This window comes from Candidatus Neomarinimicrobiota bacterium, assembly GCA_021734025.1.
Lineage (GTDB): Bacteria > Fidelibacterota > JAANXI01 > JAANXI01 > JAANXI01 > JAANXI01.
Map to the genome: position 1 here is coordinate 308,894 of JAIPJS010000004.1, position 21,018 is coordinate 329,911.

Consider the following 21,018-nt stretch of genomic DNA (forward strand, 5'->3'; position numbering starts at 1 on the left):
GCCTTTATAGGCATAGGAGTGTTAGCTTTGAGTTTCCCCCGGCGGGATCTCTACGAGGCTACCCATTTTTCTCCGGAAGGGATCCCTATGGGATATCAAAAAAACGGGTGATCTAATAGAATATGGAAAAAGTGAGAGAGAGCAACTTAATCCCTTGAATTGTCCCCCGGGGTATAAAGCCCTCCGGAAATCCGTCTGGATCCCCGGAGGGCTTTTCCCTTCTATGGAATTTTTTTGAGTCTTAGCCTCTGAAATAAACGTAAGCCAGAACAATCAACACCACGACCACAACGGAGGAAACCACATCCTTGGCATTCCAGCTTTCTCTGGTCTCCGCCCTGTCTTTATCGGTCAGTGTGCCATAGGTCAGGCCGCTGATCTTATCGTAGGACGGCGCTTCCGTCTTGTAACTTACCACGTACAGTACCACCGTCGACACGATAAAGATGAACAGGCTGTAGTACTGGAAGTAGATATTGTGGATAAACCAGAAGAAGGAGCCTTCGGTGTAGTGGAAATTTTCTATCAGCGCCGCAGGCGTATCGACGATCAGGCGGAACAGCCCGAGGGCAAATCCGGAAATCATGGAAGCCATACAGCCATATTTGTTCAGGCGCTTGTTAAAGACACCGAAGAAAAAGACCACGAAGATGGGTGGCGCCAGGTATGACTGCACGCCCTGCAGGTAGTCATACAGACCGCGACCACCCTGAATCACGGGGATCCATGCTAACCCAATCAAGACCATAACAGCAGTGGCGACCCGGCCCATCCAAACCAGATGCCGCTCGCTGACATCCGGACGGAGGCGTTTGTAAAAGTCCATAGTAAACAGGGTTGATGAGGCGTTAAATACGCCGGCCAGCGAACTCATCAACGCCGCTAAGAGTCCCGCGACCACAATACCGCGGACGCCGACTGGTAAAATCGTCGTGACCAACAGCGGAAACGCCGCCTGTGAATTCGCGACATTGGCACTTCCGTCAGCCATAAGCAATGCATTCTGCAGTGAATTAACCTGCCCACTCTTGGCCAGTGCAAAGGCGATGATTCCGGGAATGATGAAGATAAAGACCGGGAGCAGTTTCAGGAAGGAAGCTGCAATGGAACCACGGCGGGCTTCTTTTTCACCAGGCGCGCCCAGGGCACGCTGGACGATATACTGGTCAGTGGTCCAGTACCACAATCCGATAATCGGCGCGGCGAAGAGCATCCCCAGCCATGGATAATTACCATTGAAGTACCAAGCCATTTTTCCGGTTTCTACGACCGGCGCCCAGGTTCCTTCAACCCCTTCAGGTACCAGCGGCTTCCAGAGATTGAACATTTCCGCACCGGCAATAGCCTTCAGTTCTCCCCAGCCTCCCAGTGCTTTCAAACCAAAGATTAGCACCAGAAATGAACCAATGACCAGGACGACTGTTTGAATCGCCTCGGTAATAGCCACCGCCTTCAACCCGCCGAGAATGGTGTAAATACCGGTCAGGATGATCACCAGGATCGATCCGATCCAGAAGCTGTTCATTCCAAGGAAATGGATATCCGGGAGCAGGACGGTAAAGACGATGCCACCTGCAAAGATCCCGACTGCGATTTTTGTGAGCACATAGGCTATCAGTGAGATAACCGAAAGCAAGGTCCGGGCACTGGGCGTAAACCGTCGCTCAAGGAATTCCGGCATGGTAAACACTTTTGAGCGCATATAAAAGGGCACCATGATCCATCCGAGCACCAGGAGACACCAGGCGTGGAGCTCATAATGTGCCATAGCCACACCGTCGGTAGCGCCTGAACCTGCCAGGCCAACGATATGTTCTGAGCCGATGTTCGACGCAAATATCGAGGCGCCCACAACCCACCAACCCAGATTTTTTCCAGCTAGAAAGTATTCTTCCGATGTGTCCTGTTTCTGACGAATTACCCACCAGGCAACTCCCAAAATTATGGTAAAGTAGCCGGCAATAATTAGCCAGTCAATGGTTCCCAGTGTTCCGGTATCCATTACCTTCCTCCTGTTACGCTGTCATGTGTTCGTAAGCATCCTGCCTGTTTCCCGTCCAACCTCATCAGCCAAGTACGCAGTATTTACGGATTGCTCGGACGGTTTTGAAAATCTATCAGCAATATTTTGGTTTTGTTCAATTGGAAGATTGTATCCACCCGGATTAATAAACCGAGGACGGATTATCCAAGTATACGATGATCTCATCCCGAGAATCAACAGAATATTTTGTAGTCCAGACAGCATTTTAATTAGAGAGTCTTGTACTACATCCTGCGTTTATTCTTTAATAGCAGTCCCGAAAATGGATTTTCTGCTTGAAATGGTACACCGGGTTTGATAAAATAATATAAAACAATTTAAATATCTTTGAAACGGTTTATTTGTTTATAACCGTTTGCTCTAATCACCGAACAGGACAAGGATTCCCGCCTCTAATGGTCGATTTTGTAATCTCTCGAATACGGCGTAATTTTATTCCAAAATCTGACTGGCATTATTAAACCCAATAAAGGGGTCAAACCTTCATGAAAAATTCTGATTATGTTATCGGATTAGATTACGGAACAGACTCTGTCCGGGCAATTATTGTCGATACGGATGATGGAAAAGAAATCGCCACGGCTGTCTCCTGGTACAAACAATGGCAGGACGGCAAATATTGCGCCCCGGAAGATAACCAGTTCCGTCAGCATCCGCAGGATTATATTGATGGGCTGGAATCTTCCATCACGGAGGCGCTGAAAAAGGCACCGGACGGCACAGCAGAACGGATTCGCGGTATTTCCATCGATACCACTGGCTCCACGCCGGTCGCCGTGGACAGAAAAGGCACGCCGCTGGCACTGCTCCCGGAATTTCGCGAAAACCCGAACGCCATGTTCATTCTCTGGAAGGATCACACCGGCATTCAGGAAGCGGAAGAAATCAACGAAACTGCCCGCACCTGGGGCGGCATCGACTACACGCACTATGAGGGCGGAATATATTCCTCGGAATGGTTCTGGTCGAAAATACTGCACACCATGCGACACGATGAAAAGGTCAGAGAGGCCGCGTATTCCTGGGTGGAACACTGCGACTGGATGCCGGCGCTCTTAACCGGCAATACCGATCCGCTGACGATGAAACGCAGCCGGTGCGCCGCGGGACACAAAGCCATGTGGCACGAATCGTGGGGTGGTCTGCCGCCGGATGAATTCCTGCATGAAGTGGATCCGCTGTTGGAGGGGCTCCCCGAACGTCTGTACGGAATCGAGACCTACACGGCGGATATCTCGGCTGGGACGCTCACTCCGGACTGGGCGGAACGGCTCGGACTGTCCGAAGATGTCGTGGTCGGTGTCGGTGCGTTCGATGCGCACCTGGGCGCCGTCGGTGTCGAAATCAAGCCGCATATTCTCTGTAAGGTGATGGGTACTTCCACCTGTGACATGATGATTATCCCGCCGGATGAACTGGGCGATACCACCGTGCAGGGCATCGCCGGTCAGGTCGACGGGTCCATCCTGCCGGGCATGGTTGGGTTGGAAGCCGGGCAATCGGCGTTCGGCGATATTTATGCCTGGTTTCAGTCGGTGCTGATGTGGCCGGTGGAGCAATTCGCTGATTCCGGCGATTTTGCAGAAAAGGTGGAAAACGAATTGATTCCGGCGTTGACGGACGCCGCCGAAAAGGAACCTATCGATGAATCCGGCGTGGTGGCCACCGACTGGATGAACGGCCGACGGACACCAGACGCGAACCAGCGTCTAAAGGGTGCCATCACCCGGCTGAATCTCGGCAGCAGCGCTCCGAAAATTTTCCGGGGGCTTGTGGAGTCGACGGCATTCGGCGCCAAAGCCATCGCCGATCGGTTTGAATCGGAAGGCGCACGCATCGACGGCATTATTGCTCTGGGTGGCATTCCAAAGAAGTCGCCGTTTATTATGCAGGTGGTGGCAGACGTACACAATCAGAGCATCAAGGTCGCCAGTTGCGATCAGGCACCGGCGCTGGGTTCGGCCATGGCAGCGGCGGCTGCGGCAGGTATTTACGATTCCATTGAAGACGCACAAGACGCCATGGGATGGGGATTTGACGAGGAATATCACCCGATTCCGGAAAATGTGGAAAAATACCGGAAACTGTTCGAGCGGTACAAGCAACTTGGCGAGTTCATCGAAAACGATTTTACCTATTAGGTGATTATGAGCAAATATCAGGACTTAAAGGAGCAGGTATACGAATGTAACATGGAATTGCCCGAGCACGGGCTGGTTATCTACACCTTCGGGAACGTCAGTGCAATCGATAGGGATGCAGGTGTGTTCGCCATTAAACCGAGCGGTGTCGACTACGAAAAGCTGAAGCCGGAGGACATCGTTATCGTCGATCTGGACTATAACGTGGTCGAAGGCGATCTCAGGCCGTCCTCGGACACCAAAACTCACGCCGTCCTCTATAAAAATTTCCCGAACATCGGCGGCATCGTTCATACGCACTCCACCTATTCCGTCGCCTGGGCTCAGGCACTGAAGCCATTACCCATCTTTGGAACGACCCATGCGGATCATCTGCAGAATGACGTCCCAATCACGGAAGTGATGAGCGATGAGATGATTCAGGGCGATTACGAGGAAGAGACCGGCCACCAAATCGTGAATACCTTCCAGGATCTTTCCTATGAGGAGACTCAGATGGTCTTGGTCGCAAGGCACGGCCCCTTCACCTGGGGCAAAACGCCGGAAGATGCCGTATACAACAGCGTAGTACTGGAGGAGCTGGCGAAAATGGCGCTTTTTACGCGGCAAATTAACCCGGAGATTCCACGTCTGAAGCAATCCATTATCGATAAGCACTATCTCCGCAAGCACGGCGAGGATGCGTATTACGGGCAGGACTAAGGCAACAACTCTATACAGCACAGCGATATTAATCCTAACGGAAGGACCATAACAATGCCACAAATTGCGAAACCAAAAATCGGCCTGCTCGGAATTATGCAGGAGTTATACGACGATACGCTTCCGAATATTACAGAGCACCAGGAAGCGTATGCCAGAGAAGTGATTGATCAGTTATCCGATGTTGTGGAGATCGATTTTCCGAAGGCGGCCAGAAACCGTGCAGACATCGAGGAAGTCGTCGGCGGATTCAACGCCAAGGGGCTCGACGGTATAATGATTGTGATGCTGACTTACGGCCCGGGGCTCCGGACTGTCCGGGCGCTTCAGCAAAATCAGCTCCCGCTCATGCTGGCCAATATTCAGCCGGTGCCCAGGGTGACCGACGACTGGAATATGGATGACCTCACCTACAACCAGGGCGTCCACGGCGCACAGGACATGGCCAACATGATTCTCCGTACTACCGGCAAGCCGGCCACCGTGATTTCCGATGACTGGAAATCGGATCGGTTCAAAGATTTTGTGGACGATTGGGCTCATGCGGCGCAGACGGCCAGCCGGATGAAACGGATGCACCTGCTGATGGTCGAACAGATGCCAGGTATGGGCGATATCCTCGCCGATCCCGCCGCCATGATGCGGAAACTCGGCCCGCAAGTAGATATCCGCGGCATCGGCCTGATTCACGAAAAGATGGAATCCGCCACCGATGAAGAGGTGCAGGCATCCATCGCAAAGGATCACGAAAACTTTGAGGTCGACTCGGATATTACCGACAAGCAGCACGAATACGCCGCACGCTTTGAGGTCGGTATCCGGAAATTCCTCGAGGAAAACAGATATGAAGGATTCAGCATCTACTTTGACGCGCCAGGCAACGACGGCCGGTTCGATCAGATTCACATGCTGGCCGCCTCGAATCTGATGGCCGACGGCTACGGTTACGCCGCCGAGGGCGACATGAATACCGTCGCACTGACGGCTGCGGGACACAGTCTCGCCGGCGACGCTCACTTCACCGAGATGTACGCCATGGACTTCGAAAAAGATACCGCGCTACAGAGCCATATGGGCGAAGGGAACTGGAAGATCGCCCGGACGGACGAACCGGTGCAGCTCATCGACCGTCCATTGGGCATCGGCGCGCTGGACAATCCGCCGACTGTGCTGTTCCGCGGACAGCCCGGCCCGGCAACGTTAGCTACGCTGGTTTATATCCAGGGCGAAGAATATCGTCTGGTCGTTTCCCAGGGCGAAATCATGGACACCGAAGTGTTGCCCACTGTGGAGATGCCGTACTTCCACTTTAAGCCGAATTCCGGCGTCCGCGCCTGTCTGGACGGCTGGCTGGAAAACGGCGGTACCCATCACCAATGTCTGTTGCTGGGTGACCAGCGCCGCAGATGGCAGATGTGGTGTAAGATTCTGGATGTGGATTACGTGGAAGTCTGAGCAAAGATAAATCTGCACACTTCAGCGCGGTGCGTAATTGGGTTACTTTTCCAAATTGCGCATCGCGTTTTTTATTAATCTGAATAATCCGGGAATTTTCCATCTCTGCACTTCCTAAAGCACATCCGCCTGTCGGGCACAGAGTTGTAAAGATCCTGACTAGCCTCGAACGCATAGCCGCGGAGAGCAAGAGTAACCTGTGACGGAAGGATCTATTCGACCCTTTCGGGGTCGCTGACCCCGAAAGGGTCTTTCCTGATCGAGAGAAACGCTTGTCCGACATTACTCATCAGCATTCTTCTGGGAGTGGTCCTGATACAAAGAGCCCATTGTGAGATTCAGCCAATCCAATTATTCTGTGTGATCATTTTTGTAATGCTCTCTCAGGAGATCCCGGCCGAAATCGTTCGCAATATCCCGGATGACGGTATGTACGTGGTTGGCGTTATCCTGGGTATTGGCGTACTCGATTAACATGGCCGGACTGTGAATCCGGTAGTAATGTGGCTCTCCTGGGTTTATTCCCCCAGCCCAGCCGAAGTAGAGGGAGTCCAGTCCGCTGGCCGTGAATATATCAGAGATGTCTTCAGCCATATCTTCCCGAAAACTCGATGCATATTCCCTGATGACATCCACCAGTAGATCCTGTTGTTTTCCGGACAATTCCGATGCGGGAATGCCTTCAAATTTTTCCAAAGATGCCCTGGGTTGTCGTCCCGTCAGCAGATCCCACGGCGGCCGCGAGGAATATATCGCTCTTTTCTTTCGCTTGGATGACAACGACTGAACCAACTCTCTGGCTCGCTCCTCCTCGCCGGAGAGCAGGCGCATTCCCTCGTGTTCACCAGATGGAACCGTCGCAGGATTCGCGCCGAAAAACATCGGCAACGTCAGGATCGTATCGCCCGGTAAATTGGTAATATTCACCGAGAGGTGATGTCCTTCCAGACGGAATCCCAGTGGATTTCCCGTGGCCGGATCGCCGAACAGGGTAAAGTAGTACCGTTCCGGATCCCGATAAGTATCAGACGGCCCTCTCCCTTCCAGATTTCTGAGTATCCCCTCCAGCGTGATTACACCTTTGACTTTCTCGAAACCTCGGTTACTCATCACCTGGTCGAGGGCGGCGAATCCGGCCTGTTCCTGTCGTTCGGTCAGTTCTCCCAGCGATAATCCTGGCCGTGAACCCGGGAAATAATCCCACTCCACGCGCTCGTTGGAATCAAAGGGTAACCGTACGTCGGATTGCTTCTCTGAACCGAGCGCTCCGTAAAAATCTCGGACTGATTCCATAAAATTATCGGAGGTTACCTGTGAATGTATCATTGAGTTTCCTGTAAATATGATTCCTATTATTAGTGTAAATTCTGTTATCAATAACAAGTATTTCTGTGTATTGAATTTCATAGCACACCCTTTTCGAATCGCCCTCAAACTCAAAATCTCTCTACACCTTCTTAAAAACCCTCCCAAACAACCGCAAGGTCTCCTCATCCGATAACCGTGCTACGGACCGCTCTATCTCTTTCACCTTTTCCCAGTGAAACGACACGTTGATGCCCCGGTTCTCCAGCCGTTTATCCCAGTTGACGTTAACACGATCGCCCAATTCCAGCTGCGCGGTTAATTTTTCGATTTCGCCATTCGTCTCACTGAGCACCGGATACCGATATTCCTGCAACCGCTGACGGATTTCGCCCAGCGCGATGTGCGGCTGGCCTGCCTCTTCCAGGATGGTTTCCACGTCCAGCTCTTCATAGATCTCCGCCACCGGTTTTTCCGTCCGGTGGCTGATCTCGTAGAGATTGGTCAGCAGCTCATCCAGCACGTTGATTCCGGGACTGAACTGCTCCAATAACTCCACTGCGATTTCCTGTCCCTCGTCTGACAATTTCTGAAACACCTGCGTCCGACTGACCGGCGTATCTTTTGAGACGAAAAATTCAATCAATGGCTGCGGTAGCCGGATAAATCCTCGGTACTCATCGTAGACATTTTTGTGTGCGTGCAGCCCCAAAATCGGGAGTATATCAGCGGTTATTTCCGACACACCGGCGCCAAGATTATGCGCGACCTGAATCACCCGGGACTGCTCATACAGGTTAAATTCTCCCTGCACTCTGTTTTCGATAAGGCTCCACTTGAGGTTTTCCAGCGGTGACTTCTCGGAGATCAGCGCAGGGATTTCTCCGATATCCTGTTCATTCGCCAATTCGATACGCCGGAATCCGTGCACAATTCGATAAGCGTCTTCCGATTCCTCCAGCAGACACGGCGTCAGAATCCCGTGCGCCTGAACGGATCGCCTGAACGGATTTTTGTCGTATTCGTGATAGTGATAATGATAGGTCTCGTCGGAGAGAGCGATTTCACTAATTGAAATGTGTTTGGATTTCATGGTATTTTCATCAGTTAAAATTTCAGAGTGCCCGATATTTGAATATAATAAACAACCTGTTGGTAGTCGCAACTTTAGTCGCGATTCGAAAATCCCGTCAATGACAGAACGACTGCAATTCGCGACAGGAAATTTGGGATCAGTTATAAGAAAGGAGGTTACGAATCTCGAAGTTACCAAGGTAACTCCTCCCACTTATTTCTTCTGAAATCGAATATCCCGTATAGCCTGTTCGGCAGGATTATTATCGTCTCGCAATAAGATTGCGAAACTACCAAGAGGAGCCTTGGAATCTCACTCCAAGACGATATTAGCGATTAAGAGCCCCGAAAGGAGACATAAATTTCCAACATTTACAGTCTTAAATAGAAAATTGAGGACACTCGACTTGTGACGTTTTTAACGATAACACAATAGCACCGTTACAAGTCGTTACCTGCACACATTAACACCCGAACACTACAGCACTGTCGTTACATTCCCCACCGCACCGTCACCGAGTGAATCATCCCGGCGCCGCCGAAGGTTTGGGTGCCGTAGTCAATCTGGATTGGGCTGACGCGCACACCGAATCCGAAGGAGGTGCCGGCGAAGAAATCAGCGCCGACAACTTCCGTCTGTTGGTCGAAACGATCGGTGGTCAACCCAAATCTGAGAAACAGGTTTTCGCTCTCGGTGATAGTGAACTCACCACCGACCTTTCCGCGAAATCCTTCAGTATGAATATCGTACTCGCCATCCATAAAAAGTTGTAGCGGCAAATGTGCCAGCTGTTTGGTGAGTCCCGCCATAATCTGGTTGGGATATGGTTCGGGAGATTCCAGCCAGGAATCTAACACTCGTCCCCACCGGGACAATGCAAACCCGATTCGCAAATCCTGCTGTGGGAAATATCGCTGCACTCCTGCGCTGTAAAAAAGGACTGTACTTCGATTATCGGCGTAGTCACGCTGAAACAGCTGTACGGAAGCGCCGATGCTGATATCTTTGGAAATTTCCATGCCGTACCCGGCGCTCAGCCAGCCTTCATATGCGGAGACCGGATCGCCGATGATTGCCCCCTGACTGTTTCGCTGGTCAAAGTTACCGTAATCCCAATAGTACAGCCCCACGGCTAATCCACCCTTCCAAACCGGAAAGGCTGACAGCAGTTCAGTGGCGTTCACGTCCACCAGGTGCTTTTGATAAGAGATCTGGCCACTCAGTCCATCTATGGAAAACAGTCCTGCGGGATTCCAGTTAACCGCCGAGGCGTCGCCGGCCTGGCCGGTAAACGCACCGTTCATCCCCACGGCACGGGCATAGAGCGGCTGCCGGAGCGCGTGATATCCGGTGTTCGCTTCTATGGAAATAAGCGGAAGTATCAGTAGAATTGTCAGCAAAAATGTCAGTGAATATCGCCGCGCCATTTATCATCCTCGTCCGGTAAGTATTCGTAATCCCAGTCCGATTTGGAGTCGAGTTCGTCCTCCTCCTGCTCCCATTGCTGCATTTTTCGCCGGTTCCGCCAGCGGACGGCCAGGTACGCCAGCAGCGCCAACGCCGGGAATATCAGCCAGAAAACTGTATCAGAACTGAGCACGGTTAACCAGTTATAATTACCTTTTACCTGTTTTCTCCAATGCCACTCGAAATAGAATTGCGACACGCCCGCGATTTCCTCAAACGCTCGTGCCCACGAAAGTTCCGGGTTTTCTTGCATGAAGTCAAATACCCGCGGGAGGGTGTTCGGAGGAAATTCCTGCCGGATAAACTGGACGGCGTCGTACGATTGAATATATGCCAGCGATGCCTTCTGCGAGTGAAAACCCAACATCCCTTCGATCTGATCCAGGGGAATCAGCGCATCCCGGATGGCCGCCTGTGCCAGGGTATACATATCCCTGATAGAATGCTGATTCGCCACGCTCATGGCCAGGCCTTCGTTCAGCCACCGCGGCAGTCGATTGGGATTAATATGCTGTCCAATGATGACATGCGCCACCTCGTGCTGAAGCGTGGCGTCGTAATCCCAGATGCTGGTACGTCCCAGCGATGGGGATTTCAGCACGATTCGTCCACTGGGATAGGTGGTGGCACCCGCCGACCACTTCGGGAGGTTGCCGGCGTATTTCTTATATACGGCATCCGTCGGCGCGATAACCACCTCAAACGGCTTTCGCACGTCCAGTCCCAATATCTGGTCGATCCGTTCCAGACTCAGCGCCACCTTCTCCGCCGATGATTCGGCATGCCTTCTCTCGTCCGGCGCAAAGTAGATAGCCCCCCAATCCTTTTTGAGAGAATCCAGTGACTGGGCCCCAGCCGGTACACTCCATAACAGTGGAAGCACCATGAGGAGCAGGATTAATATGATTCGTCTTGGTTTCACTATTGAAGGTGTAGTTCCCCGTAGCATTTCAGTTTTTATGTTTAACGCCTAGACGCAAAAACGAGTTTCTTATAATACAAGAGAGCCATTTTTCTTTCTGCATTAATAAAACCGATTAAGATTATGAAATGACACTACCCTTATACCCTTGTACCGGTTTTTTTCACAACATATCCCCGGGATCAATATCCAGGTTAATGCGATAGTTCCCTGAACTCGGATATTCCTTCATTGGCAACAGCGCAGTCCGCAATAGTTGCCGTAGCTTCGATCCCGTGGGATCCTCCTCTTTGCGGGATTTAATGGTCAGCCGCCAGTGATAGTTCCCCCGGATGCGCTCCATGGGCGCCGGCGCCGGGCCGAGAACCTGCATTTTTCCCTTCCCGGAAAAGAGGTTATGCCCAATCTTCGCTGCCAGTTCTTCCACCCGGTCCCGACGCGGACCGCGGACGGTGATATTCGCCAGCCGGCTGAACGGCGGGTAATCCAGCTCATTTCGATCTGATAATGTGCGATTATAGAACTGTCCGAATTCATTCTGTGTGGCGCACTTGATGGCATAATCATCAATGGCCGAGGTCTGGATTATCACCTCTCCCGGCTTCTCGGCGCGACCGCTGCGACCGCTCACCTGCGCCAGCAGCTGGAACGTTCGTTCCTGCGCCCGGAAATCCGGGAAGAAGAGACCGGTATCTGCGTTCAGCACGCCGACCAGCGTCACGTTCGGGAAGTCCAGTCCCTTGGCAATCATCTGGGTGCCCAGCAGGATGTCGTACTCATGCTGATCGAATGCATCCAGGATCTTTCGGTGGGAGCCGGATTGAGTCGTGGAATCCGCATCCATCCGGACAATCCGGGCATCCGGAAAGCGTTCATCCAGCAGCTCCTCTGCCCGCTGGGTGCCCATGCCGGTGTATTGAAGCTTGTCGCCCATACAATCGGGGCACTGAATCAGCGGCGCCATCTCTGCATCACAATAATGACACAGCAGATAATTCCCGGTTTTGTGATAGGTCATGGAGATGTCGCACTTGGGGCACTCGGCATGCCAGCCGCAATCCATGCACTGGAGGATTGGTGCAAACCCCCTGCGGTTCTGCAATAAAATGATCTGTTCTTCCCTCTTTAGCCGCGCCTCGATTCCTTCCACTAAATCAACACTCAGAAAGTATGGGTACTCTGCGGTCTCCTCCCGCTCCTTCTTCATGTCCACTAACCGAATGGACGGGGGCACGGCGTCCGTATGCCTCTCCGGCAATTCCAGCATGGTATATTTATTCTGCACAGCGTTAAAGTAGGACTCCAGACTCGGTGTGGCCGTGCCAAGGATTACAACCGCATCGTTATTCCTGGCGCGTACCATAGCGGCATCTCTGGCGTGATATCGAGGATCGGGGTCAGACTGCTTGTACGAATTCTCCTGCTCCTCGTCGATAATAATGAGGCCGAGATTTTTTACAGGGGCAAAGATGGCGCTCCGGGCGCCAACGATGACGCCGTAATCCCCGGCGGCGATTTTCCGCCAGGTATAGGCGCGCTCGCCGGCGCTCATATTGCTGTGCCACAATGTGACCCGCTCGCCGAAATGGCCACGAAAACGTCTGGCCGTTTGCGGAGTTAAGGCAATTTCGGGCACCAACATTATCACCTGTTGTCCTTTTTCCAGGACTTCATCCGCCGCCCGAAGATAGATCTCAGTCTTTCCACTGCCGGTGACGCCATATAACAGGTATGGATGAAATTCCTCTGAACCGACTCCCTCCAACACAGCATCGATAGCCGCCTGCTGGTCCGTGGTATATTTTACCTCTTTCTTGATTGGCTCGCCGTAGACCTGCAGTGGATCCTGTACTACCGGCTTTTCCTGCACCTGGACTAACGATTTCTCTTCCAGGCTTCGGAGACTGCTATACCCGGTATCCGCCAGCTGCACCGCCTGCGCTGCCGGAAGCCAGTCAGTATGATTTCGAAGCTCCTTGAGTAGACGCTTCTGTGCGACAGCCCGGCCATCCAGATCGTCCAGAAAGGCATCGAAGTTGTCACGGACAGTGCGTTCCAGCTTGACGGTCTGGACTTTTCGCCCCGCCGGCGGCTGGTACTGAATTTCCCTGACAATATATTCTTCCTCCAACAGGGTCCGGAGTTCCCCCTGAGTGAGATCAGTTTGCTCCAAAAACGTGGATTCCCGGACATCCTGTTCCCTGGGAATGTTGAGCAGACCGGGGAAATCTCCGTTACTCTCCAGCTTTTCATCGGATATCAATCGTTTATAAGTTACCGACTTCCGCACCTGTATTTCCGAGGGTAGTGCGGTGTGCAACACCTTCCCGAACGGTGTAAGATAGTAAGTGCTGATCCATTTCAGGAGTTTGACCAACTCCTCGGTAAAGAGCGGTTCATCGTCGATAATTTTGATTATTGGCTTCAGCTTTTTGCGGATATTCTCCCCGATCTCCGGATCGATCTCGACGATATATCCCTGGGATTTCCGCCGGCCCAGCGGCGCAATGACCCGTGAGCCGATCTCAATCTGCCGGGAATATTGGTCGGGCACCAGATAGCTGAACGTCTGATGCGTACCGATGGGAAACGCAATATTTACGATAGTTTCGTTACTCATGGAAAATCAAATTAGGCGATGGATGGATTGAAAACAAGCCGGAAACGATATTACAAATAGCACGCAGATGATGCAGAAACACCAAATAACCGCTGATTAAAAAACGACCAAACGCCAGAAAGCCACGAAGAGGTGCGAATGACCGCTAATAAAACGAATTTGAAACAATTATTATATTAGTTGGTTTTTTCTTTATTCGCGGTTTTTCGCGTGGCTTCGCGGCTAAATTATTTGTTTATATTATTTGTTGCTAATCTGTGTTAATCCGTTGTTTCTGCATCATCTGCGTGCTATTTATTTTCTGAAAAGAGACGGATTTTCTCAAACCGGTTTTCGGTCCCCTTGATCAGACGTTTAATGTTTGCCCGGTGGGTAAAATAAATCAGGATGACTACAGGGATTGAAAAGTAAAAGAGCGTCGGACTCACCAGCCGCCAGCCGGTGGCGTCCATAATCCAGAGGACGATGGGCAATGCCAACGCTGCAGAAAGGGAGCCTAAGGAAACGTAGCCGGAGAGCATGATAACAATTCCAAAGACGCCGATACAGATGAGCGTTGCGACTGGATAGAGCGCCAACAGCATACCTGCCGCCGTGCCTACGCCTTTGCCACCGTTGAAACGGGCGAAGATCGTCCAGATGTGCCCGATGACGGCGGCGCACCCGGCCATCAACTGGATGGCTTCGTATGAGAACAGATCCGGTGCCGGCAACTGAGAAACAAAAAGCGTGGCTACAACGCCTTTTCCCAGGTCAGCCAGCATCACGAACAGGCCCGCCTTCCATCCGAAGGTCCGCCAGGCGTTGGTCCCGCCGGCGTTTCCGGAGCCGTAATTCCGGACATCCTTGCCGAATACGACTTTTCCCACGATGATACTGGTGGGAATGGAGCCGACCAGATAGCTCAGAACGATTATAAGGACGATTTGTATCATGATTTGCTATTCAACTATAAATTAACGAATTGGTTTGAGTTCACCCGTTACTGGAAATTGTTGGGTTTTTATTATTTCATCTTCAATTACACAACTCCATCCCTCTGGCTCCCTTCCTCTTCGGAAGAGGAAGGGAGAACTGGGTAACCAACGTATAGCTGCGTCTCTCCCTCTCTTTAGAAGAGAGGGAGAACAAGTGGGTGAGTTGTGTCTGCGACAACACATCTCTCTCTTTTGCTTTTGCTGTCTCCCCTATTCCAAAACCTGCATAAGATTAATATACATAGGATCCGCTTGGGACAACAAACTCACTCTGCTCCAGCAGGTTCAATGTAGGCAATAGCTACTACCCCGAATCCGGCGTGAGCAGCCAATACCGGCGACGCATCCTGGATGAAGATATCGTGGTTCAGGGTAAATTCATTTTCGATCCGTTCCGCGAAGGATTTTGCATCATCCATGGCATCTACATGGGCGATGGCAAAATCGAGAGGGACGGAGGAGTCGAGCCGTTCCTGCAGAAGTTTAAAAATCTTCTTCTTACCGCCTTCCACGCCGAATACCGTGCCAAACTGCTCCGCTTTGCCGTCTTCATCAATTCTAATCACCGGCTTCAGGTTCAGCAGATTGGCGATCAGGCCTTTCATCTTGCTCACCCGGCCGCCACGGATTAACGATTCCAGAGATGGCACAGCCACCAGCAGTTTCGTCCGCGGTACCAGGGATTTTGCCAGAGATGTAGCTTCCTCGATGGATGCCCCATCCTCAATAGCCTCGGCGACTTTTCGGACAATGAGTGCAGCTCCGACTGTCAGGTTTTTGGTATCGATGATCTCGATATTGGCGTCGAATTCGCCGTTCCGGACTGCCGTCATCGCGGACTGATAGGTTCCGCTCAGTCCGCCGGACAGGCTCAAGCACAACACGTTGTCATAATGTGAGCTAAGAAACTCGAATTTGTTCAGGAAATCGGCCGGGGTCGGCTGGGAAGTCGAGGGATGGGTATCCGGATTATTCCGCATCATCTGGTAGAAATCATCCGGTGTGAGTGAGAGTTTATCCACATACGTTTTATCACCGAAAAGAACACGAAGCGGTACCATTTGAATGTTAAACCGTTCCACTAAATCTCTGGGCATATCGCATGCGGTATCCACAACAAGCGCTATATCACCATGTTTGGTGTGGGCCGAACGGAACTGATCCCGCATATCGTCGGCTTTTTCTCCGGTGATTTTCCCCCACTTTTCCGCAATGCGGAAGACCTGTCTGGGATCGTTCGTGTGGACATGGACTTTCGTCTTTGTTCTTGAACCGGCGATAATCAGCGAATCCCCCATATCGGACAGCGCGGATCGCAAATCCTTGTGGTCGATGTCAGTCCCTTCAATAATGCATTCGGTACAGAACTGAAATGCTATCTCTCCCATTTCATCAGTAATGTTCGGCCCGGTCTCCTGAATCTCCACCTGGAGCTGCTTGAGTTCACGGATTTTTCCGCGCTTAATAAAATTCGCCATGCCTTCCAGCAAATCTACGAAGCCCCGGGCGCCGGCATCGACCACGCCAGCCTGCTTCAGTACATGCAGATGATCGGGTGTATGGGAAAGGGAATCCTTGGCTGCGCCAATGGATTCCCGGAGGACCTCCACAAAATCGTCGGTGTGCTGGGCTTTTTCATGGACATGGTGCGCCCACTCCCGAATGACCGTCAGAATCGTCCCCTCTCTGGGATTGGAAATAGCATCGTATGCATAATCAACGGCGTTACTGACTGCGGCGCCAAACGACTTTGTGCTGACGGTGATATTATCGGAGAATTCTTCGGCCAAACCGTGGAGAAACTGCGCCAGGATTGCTCCACTGTTGCCCCGGGCACCCATCAACGCGGCATCGGCTGCCACCCGACTGATTTTATCCACGGAATGATCCATACAGGTGACCAGTCCGTTCATCATGTTTTGGAGTGTGCTGGCCATATTGGTGCCGGTGTCACTGTCCGCCACCGGAAATACGTTAATTTTGTTCAAATATTCCCGATTACTGATCACACTATTGGAGCCGGCAATGATTGCACGCTTCAGCCGTATACCGTTTAAATACCGTATCTGCATACCGTTAGGTTTCTCCCCTACATTACAAATCTTAAAAGATTAAAGACGGGGGTATATAATGTCAAGTGGATTTGGATGAAATCCCCCTCCGTTGCGGCTGTTCGCCGTAGGTTTTTACAAAAGAAGACCGGGTAAATCTATGTGGGTTTCCCCGGGGCGTTTGTGGTCAGATTTTGTCCCGTTTTTTCTTCAGGCTGATCCGCATTTTGCCCCGGGATATCCTGAGTAAAATAATGCCGGATTGTATTGGCATAATATTCCAGAAACGGTCGTTTCTCCGGAACGATGAGAATTTTCTCTTGATTCACCTTGATAATATTCCGCCGGGTCAACAGCTCAACCGCCAGCTGGAGTGTCTTTTCCGCAACATCCCCGCGAAGCAGATCCTCCTCAAACTGCACCAATTCCCGCTTCCGGAACCATTTTTCCGTTTCCAGGCGGTGCTGACTCTTGATCTGGTGTTCGTAATCTTCCCCCATGATGAGCTGAGCTCCCTTTGCTTCCAGGTGCTCCAAGTTGGTGTTCAGCAATTCGATGCATTCCTGCTTGGAAATAGCCGTACCCTCAACCTGTAGCAGCGTTTTGGATACTACCGCAACCGGTGTAACCGGTACCACCCCACTGATTTTGTCCAACAGGCGATTCGCAACATCCTTTAACATGCGGCGGCGCTCCGCATATTCATTCCGCGCCTCGAATTCCGGTACATTCAATAGATCATTGAGTTTCACCGGGGAGCCGAACTTGATGCTGGCGTATCCGTGTTCCTTCAGTCGGCCGGTGATAGCGCGGAAGGAATTCACGATTATCAGGTAGGGCGATTTGATCAGAATCCGGATGAGCGACATCAGGTGATCGCCCATTGTCATGGTTTGCTTGCCCTCTTTCCACTCGCTGATCAGAGTCTTATCCTCCAGGATCCAGTCGTAATTAATACCTACCGGGACGAACACCACATTTTCCGCGTCGGACTCGTTTGCGGTCTCATTCAGAATATAGTCAAGCAAACCGGTTTTGGGGGGGCGGAATCTCCCATCTCTGGACAGACCACCTTCCAGAAAGATCCCCTGGGTCACCTTATTCCGGCTGATAAGCTGTACATATTTTCGCAAGATGATATGGTAGAGTGGATCCCGATAATTTCTGCGGATAAAGTAGGCCCCGAATGACTTGAAAATGTATTCCAGCGGGAATACCCGGGCCCACTCACCGACGGCATAGCTCACCGAAATGTTTTCCATCAGCATGAACGCCACCACGATGTAATCGATGTTACTCCGGTGGTTCATCACATAGATAACCAGGGAATCCTCGGAGAGCTCCTTGATTTCGTCCTTGGCCTCCTCATCGATGACGACTTCATACAGAAATTTCAGGAGAAAGTTGGCGATACTATAGCCAAACTTGTAATACGAAAGCAGATTGAAGGTCGGCACGATTTCGTCAATATACTGTTCGGCGATTTCCCGGGCTTCCTCGTACGGGATATCCTTTTTCCGGGATTCCTCCAGGATTTCTGTGCTGACTTCCCGGTCGTGGAGCAACTGATCTTTAATGATGAGTTTATTAGTGAGTTTATACTGATCGAATCGGACTCCGTGTTTCCGCAGAAAACTCGTGACCGATCGCATGAACCGGCGCTTGAAGAAGGAGACTACGCCCCAGCGGAGCAGCTCGTAGGTCACGATGATCAGCAGAAAAAAGGCGATCCACTGAATTAGCGAAAAGGTGATTGATATCGCTGTGCCCATACTGTCCGATCGTCAGGGGTTATAACAGATGATTTCTCGTCCGGTGAAATTGTAGAGAAAAAGCCTGTGAAACGCAAAAGAAAAGGGTATAGAAATAATACGCCCCAGTAGGTGCTCCTCCCGGAGCAGATTGAGCAGATGACTGCAGATTAAATACCGCAAAGCTGCAAAGATTGACAGACGAAACACTGAAAAACACCGAAGACACTGAAATGAATACAACCAACAACTCCCGCTAAAGCGGGTACTACCAACACGAAAGTCACAATAGAAGCAGGACAGAAGAGACTTGACGCATGACGATTTTAACCATAACACGGTTTTTAACTCGAACACCTGAACACTCAAACACTTTAACACAGCTGTCAAAACGATACTTTAATCTCCGCAAAGATCTGATCCTGTTTCGCTGATCTGCCGAAAGGTGAATTTGCCGGGCCCTGTAAGAGGAGCCCGCCGAAGGTCACTCCGACACCGTCCGCCATATCCCAGTTCAAGAAAGTGAGCGTAAAGGAATCTCCATCTTCGAAATTGTACACGCCAATGAGCTGGTAAGAGACGAATTTCATCACCTCCCACTGGGCGCGGATGGCGGTGGAAAAAGTCTGTTGCGGCGGAGCGCCTTGTGGGTTGAGTTGCTCAACATCCTTGTCATACTGGAATGTGTAATTGTGCACTAATTGCCCAGTGAGGGAGAGTTTGTCCGTCGGAATGTAGTCCACCCCAACCACCGACTCGAGGTACGGATTATCCACGAACTGATTGGTGCCGTCGGTATCTTCCGTGCGGAAATACGCGGATTCGCCCTTGATCGCCCAGGCGCCCCGGGTGGTGATGAAGTCAAAGCCGTACACATCGATGGGAAGGTATTCGCCGTACAAAATTGGTTGTCCGCCCACAAAGTTATGCTGGATAGTCGGAGAGTGCTCGTACCCGTGAAAGTAACTCAGGGAATAGTCCAGTGTACCGATGTACGAGGAGAGTTTCAGTCCGAACTGTGCATTGCTTAACCGGTTTTCCGGCGTAATCAGCGAATCGGTCGGCGCCGGCATTTTGTCCGGTTCGAAAAACGGGAGTCCGACGGCTTGGACTTTGAACGGCCCCAGGTAGAAGTTGCCTCTGGCGGCTACCACAGGAATACGATAGTCCTCGATCTCCGACGAAATATTCTCGTAATCCCAGGGATTGATATTGTCGGTGGGATTCACCCAGTCCGCTGTCCCCCAGAAGATGAACTGCTGTCCCAGGCGAAAGTCAGCATGATCGGTAAAGATATCCACGTACGCCTCCACGGGATAGACGGTGAGACCACTTCCGCGACCAGCAAACGGGGAATGCGCCGATTTTGCCGCGTCGTAATTAAAATCCATAGCAGCAAAATAAGCGGCACTCATGCCCAGGCGACCGTCCACCTGGAGCTGCAACCGTGCTCCGGCGCGATCAAACCGGATGGAATCGTTGGGATTGACATAGCCAAATGATTTTACATATCCGCTCAGGTTTTGGGCGTGGATTTCACCAGAAAACAAAATGATGAAAACGGAAAATATCAGGTGAGTAATTTTGTGGATTCTCATAGTATTTTCCTGGTAAAATTAGCAATCATGGGCGATTGGTAATTTTTTGAACTTCGGCCGGAGCTGATCTTGTCGGCCCGGAAGGGCTCCCTGTCGGGAAAGGGTAGACGCCGGAGGCCCTCACCGCATCCGTTGTAAATAGCGCTGCGAAAAGAAATCATCCGGGATGCCGGTATTCGTCTGAATGTCATCAAATTCCATAATGCTGGTATGATCGATCTGCACGTCGTGCATCACCATGTTCGATTCGAAATCCGTCCCATTGACTTCGGTATACTCTTTGACATTGAGAATTTTTTTCTTCTGCAATGACTCATCGAAATACACCGTTTTTATATTGTTCAGTTTGTCCTGCAGGACGTACCGGATGATTTTCCCGTACCCGGTATCCTCGCTGATCTGGTCGGTTTTCGGGAGGCTCTCAATGACATAGGTTTTTTGATCGGCGATAGTCGTATCTGCCAGGCGCTTGTATGTCCAGTCCTCCAGCTCCGGCTCGCCGATGTCGTAATAAGTGAAATCCGACGACATGAAATTCCCGCCGGAACCGCTGGCGGCAATCCGCTTGACGCGGCGCAGCGCCGGGAGATAGAGATAGCGCTCATCTTCGGCGTTATCGTGCTCGATCATCAGAAAGCCCGTACCCTCCACATCGGCTGGCCGGGTAAACCGCATGAGCATCCGGCTTTCGTCATCTCTGGTATTCTTTGAGTAGAAATCGATTGTGCGCACCCGGGTTTCGCCGCGACTGGTTTTCAGTGTGAGCGTCACCTTGGCCTGCATGGCATCCCAGGTGGATTGATTGAGCATTTCCTGCATGATTTCGTATCCGGTGGGTTCCTGGGCAAATCCCAGCGATGTGATGAACAACATGATGAGTGCGGTACTTGCGTAAGATAGATATTTCATA

The 21,018-nt window shown here is 51.4% G+C and carries 14 protein-coding genes; 3 read left to right on the top strand and 11 right to left on the bottom strand.

The features are described 5' to 3' along the window. Nucleotides 1–241: 241 nt before the first annotated feature. Complete coding sequence (locus K9N57_07125; GenBank protein MCF7803943.1) at nt 242–2,002, bottom strand: sodium:solute symporter; 1,761 nt, start codon at nt 2,000–2,002, stop codon at nt 242–244. 527 nt (nt 2,003–2,529) lie between these two features. Between K9N57_07125 and K9N57_07130 the strand changes: the two genes are divergently transcribed. The 3 genes from K9N57_07130 to K9N57_07140 are packed head-to-tail and all read left to right on the top strand — an operon-like array spanning nt 2,530 to nt 6,342. After that, on the top strand, nt 2,530–4,185 hold the full coding sequence (locus tag K9N57_07130) for a ribulokinase (protein ID MCF7803944.1): 1,656 nt from the start codon (nt 2,530–2,532) through the stop codon (nt 4,183–4,185). 6 nt (nt 4,186–4,191) lie between these two features. After that, entirely contained in the window at nt 4,192–4,887 is a 696-nt protein-coding gene (locus K9N57_07135) for an L-ribulose-5-phosphate 4-epimerase (protein MCF7803945.1), read from the top strand. A 54-nt stretch (nt 4,888–4,941) separates the two neighbouring features. Beyond that, the gene (locus tag K9N57_07140) at nt 4,942–6,342 is read left to right on the top strand and encodes an L-fucose/L-arabinose isomerase family protein (protein ID MCF7803946.1); all 1,401 of its coding nucleotides are present in this window, start codon (nt 4,942–4,944) and stop codon (nt 6,340–6,342) included. A 351-nt stretch (nt 6,343–6,693) separates the two neighbouring features. Here the strand turns inward: K9N57_07140 and K9N57_07145 are convergent, their stop codons facing one another. The 10 genes from K9N57_07145 to K9N57_07190 form a co-directional block, all read right to left on the bottom strand. Further along, the gene (locus K9N57_07145) at nt 6,694–7,668 is read right to left on the bottom strand and encodes a DUF3500 domain-containing protein (protein MCF7803947.1); all 975 of its coding nucleotides are present in this window, start codon (nt 7,666–7,668) and stop codon (nt 6,694–6,696) included. A 121-nt stretch (nt 7,669–7,789) separates the two neighbouring features. After that, entirely contained in the window at nt 7,790–8,740 is a 951-nt protein-coding gene (locus K9N57_07150) for a ParB/RepB/Spo0J family partition protein (protein MCF7803948.1), read from the bottom strand. Between the two features lie 473 nt (nt 8,741–9,213). Next, on the bottom strand, nt 9,214–10,149 hold the full coding sequence (locus K9N57_07155) for a hypothetical protein (protein ID MCF7803949.1): 936 nt from the start codon (nt 10,147–10,149) through the stop codon (nt 9,214–9,216). Continuing rightward, nucleotides 10,128–11,111, bottom strand: a complete 984-nt coding sequence (locus K9N57_07160) for a hypothetical protein (GenBank protein ID MCF7803950.1) — start codon at nt 11,109–11,111, stop codon at nt 10,128–10,130. The genes K9N57_07155 and K9N57_07160 overlap by 22 nt, the downstream gene beginning before the upstream one ends. Nucleotides 11,112–11,274: 163 nt before the next feature. Beyond that, on the bottom strand, nt 11,275–13,731 hold the full coding sequence (priA, locus tag K9N57_07165) for a primosomal protein N' (protein ID MCF7803951.1): 2,457 nt from the start codon (nt 13,729–13,731) through the stop codon (nt 11,275–11,277). 290 nt (nt 13,732–14,021) lie between these two features. Further along, the gene (plsY, locus tag K9N57_07170) at nt 14,022–14,666 is read right to left on the bottom strand and encodes a glycerol-3-phosphate 1-O-acyltransferase PlsY (protein MCF7803952.1); all 645 of its coding nucleotides are present in this window, start codon (nt 14,664–14,666) and stop codon (nt 14,022–14,024) included. A 308-nt stretch (nt 14,667–14,974) separates the two neighbouring features. Continuing rightward, nucleotides 14,975–16,780, bottom strand: a complete 1,806-nt coding sequence (locus K9N57_07175) for a DegV family EDD domain-containing protein (protein ID MCF7803953.1) — start codon at nt 16,778–16,780, stop codon at nt 14,975–14,977. Nucleotides 16,781–16,917: 137 nt separating this feature from the next. Continuing rightward, a complete protein-coding gene (locus K9N57_07180; protein MCF7803954.1) occupies nt 16,918–18,531 on the bottom strand; it encodes a 1-acyl-sn-glycerol-3-phosphate acyltransferase in 1,614 nt (537 codons plus the stop codon). A 365-nt stretch (nt 18,532–18,896) separates the two neighbouring features. Beyond that, entirely contained in the window at nt 18,897–20,108 is a 1,212-nt protein-coding gene (locus K9N57_07185; GenBank protein ID MCF7803955.1) for a hypothetical protein, read from the bottom strand. 120 nt (nt 20,109–20,228) lie between these two features. Then, nucleotides 20,229–21,017: an outer membrane lipoprotein-sorting protein gene (locus K9N57_07190; protein ID MCF7803956.1), complete on the bottom strand. Its 789-nt coding sequence runs from the start codon at nt 21,015–21,017 to the stop codon at nt 20,229–20,231. Nucleotide 21,018: the final 1 nt, after the last annotated feature.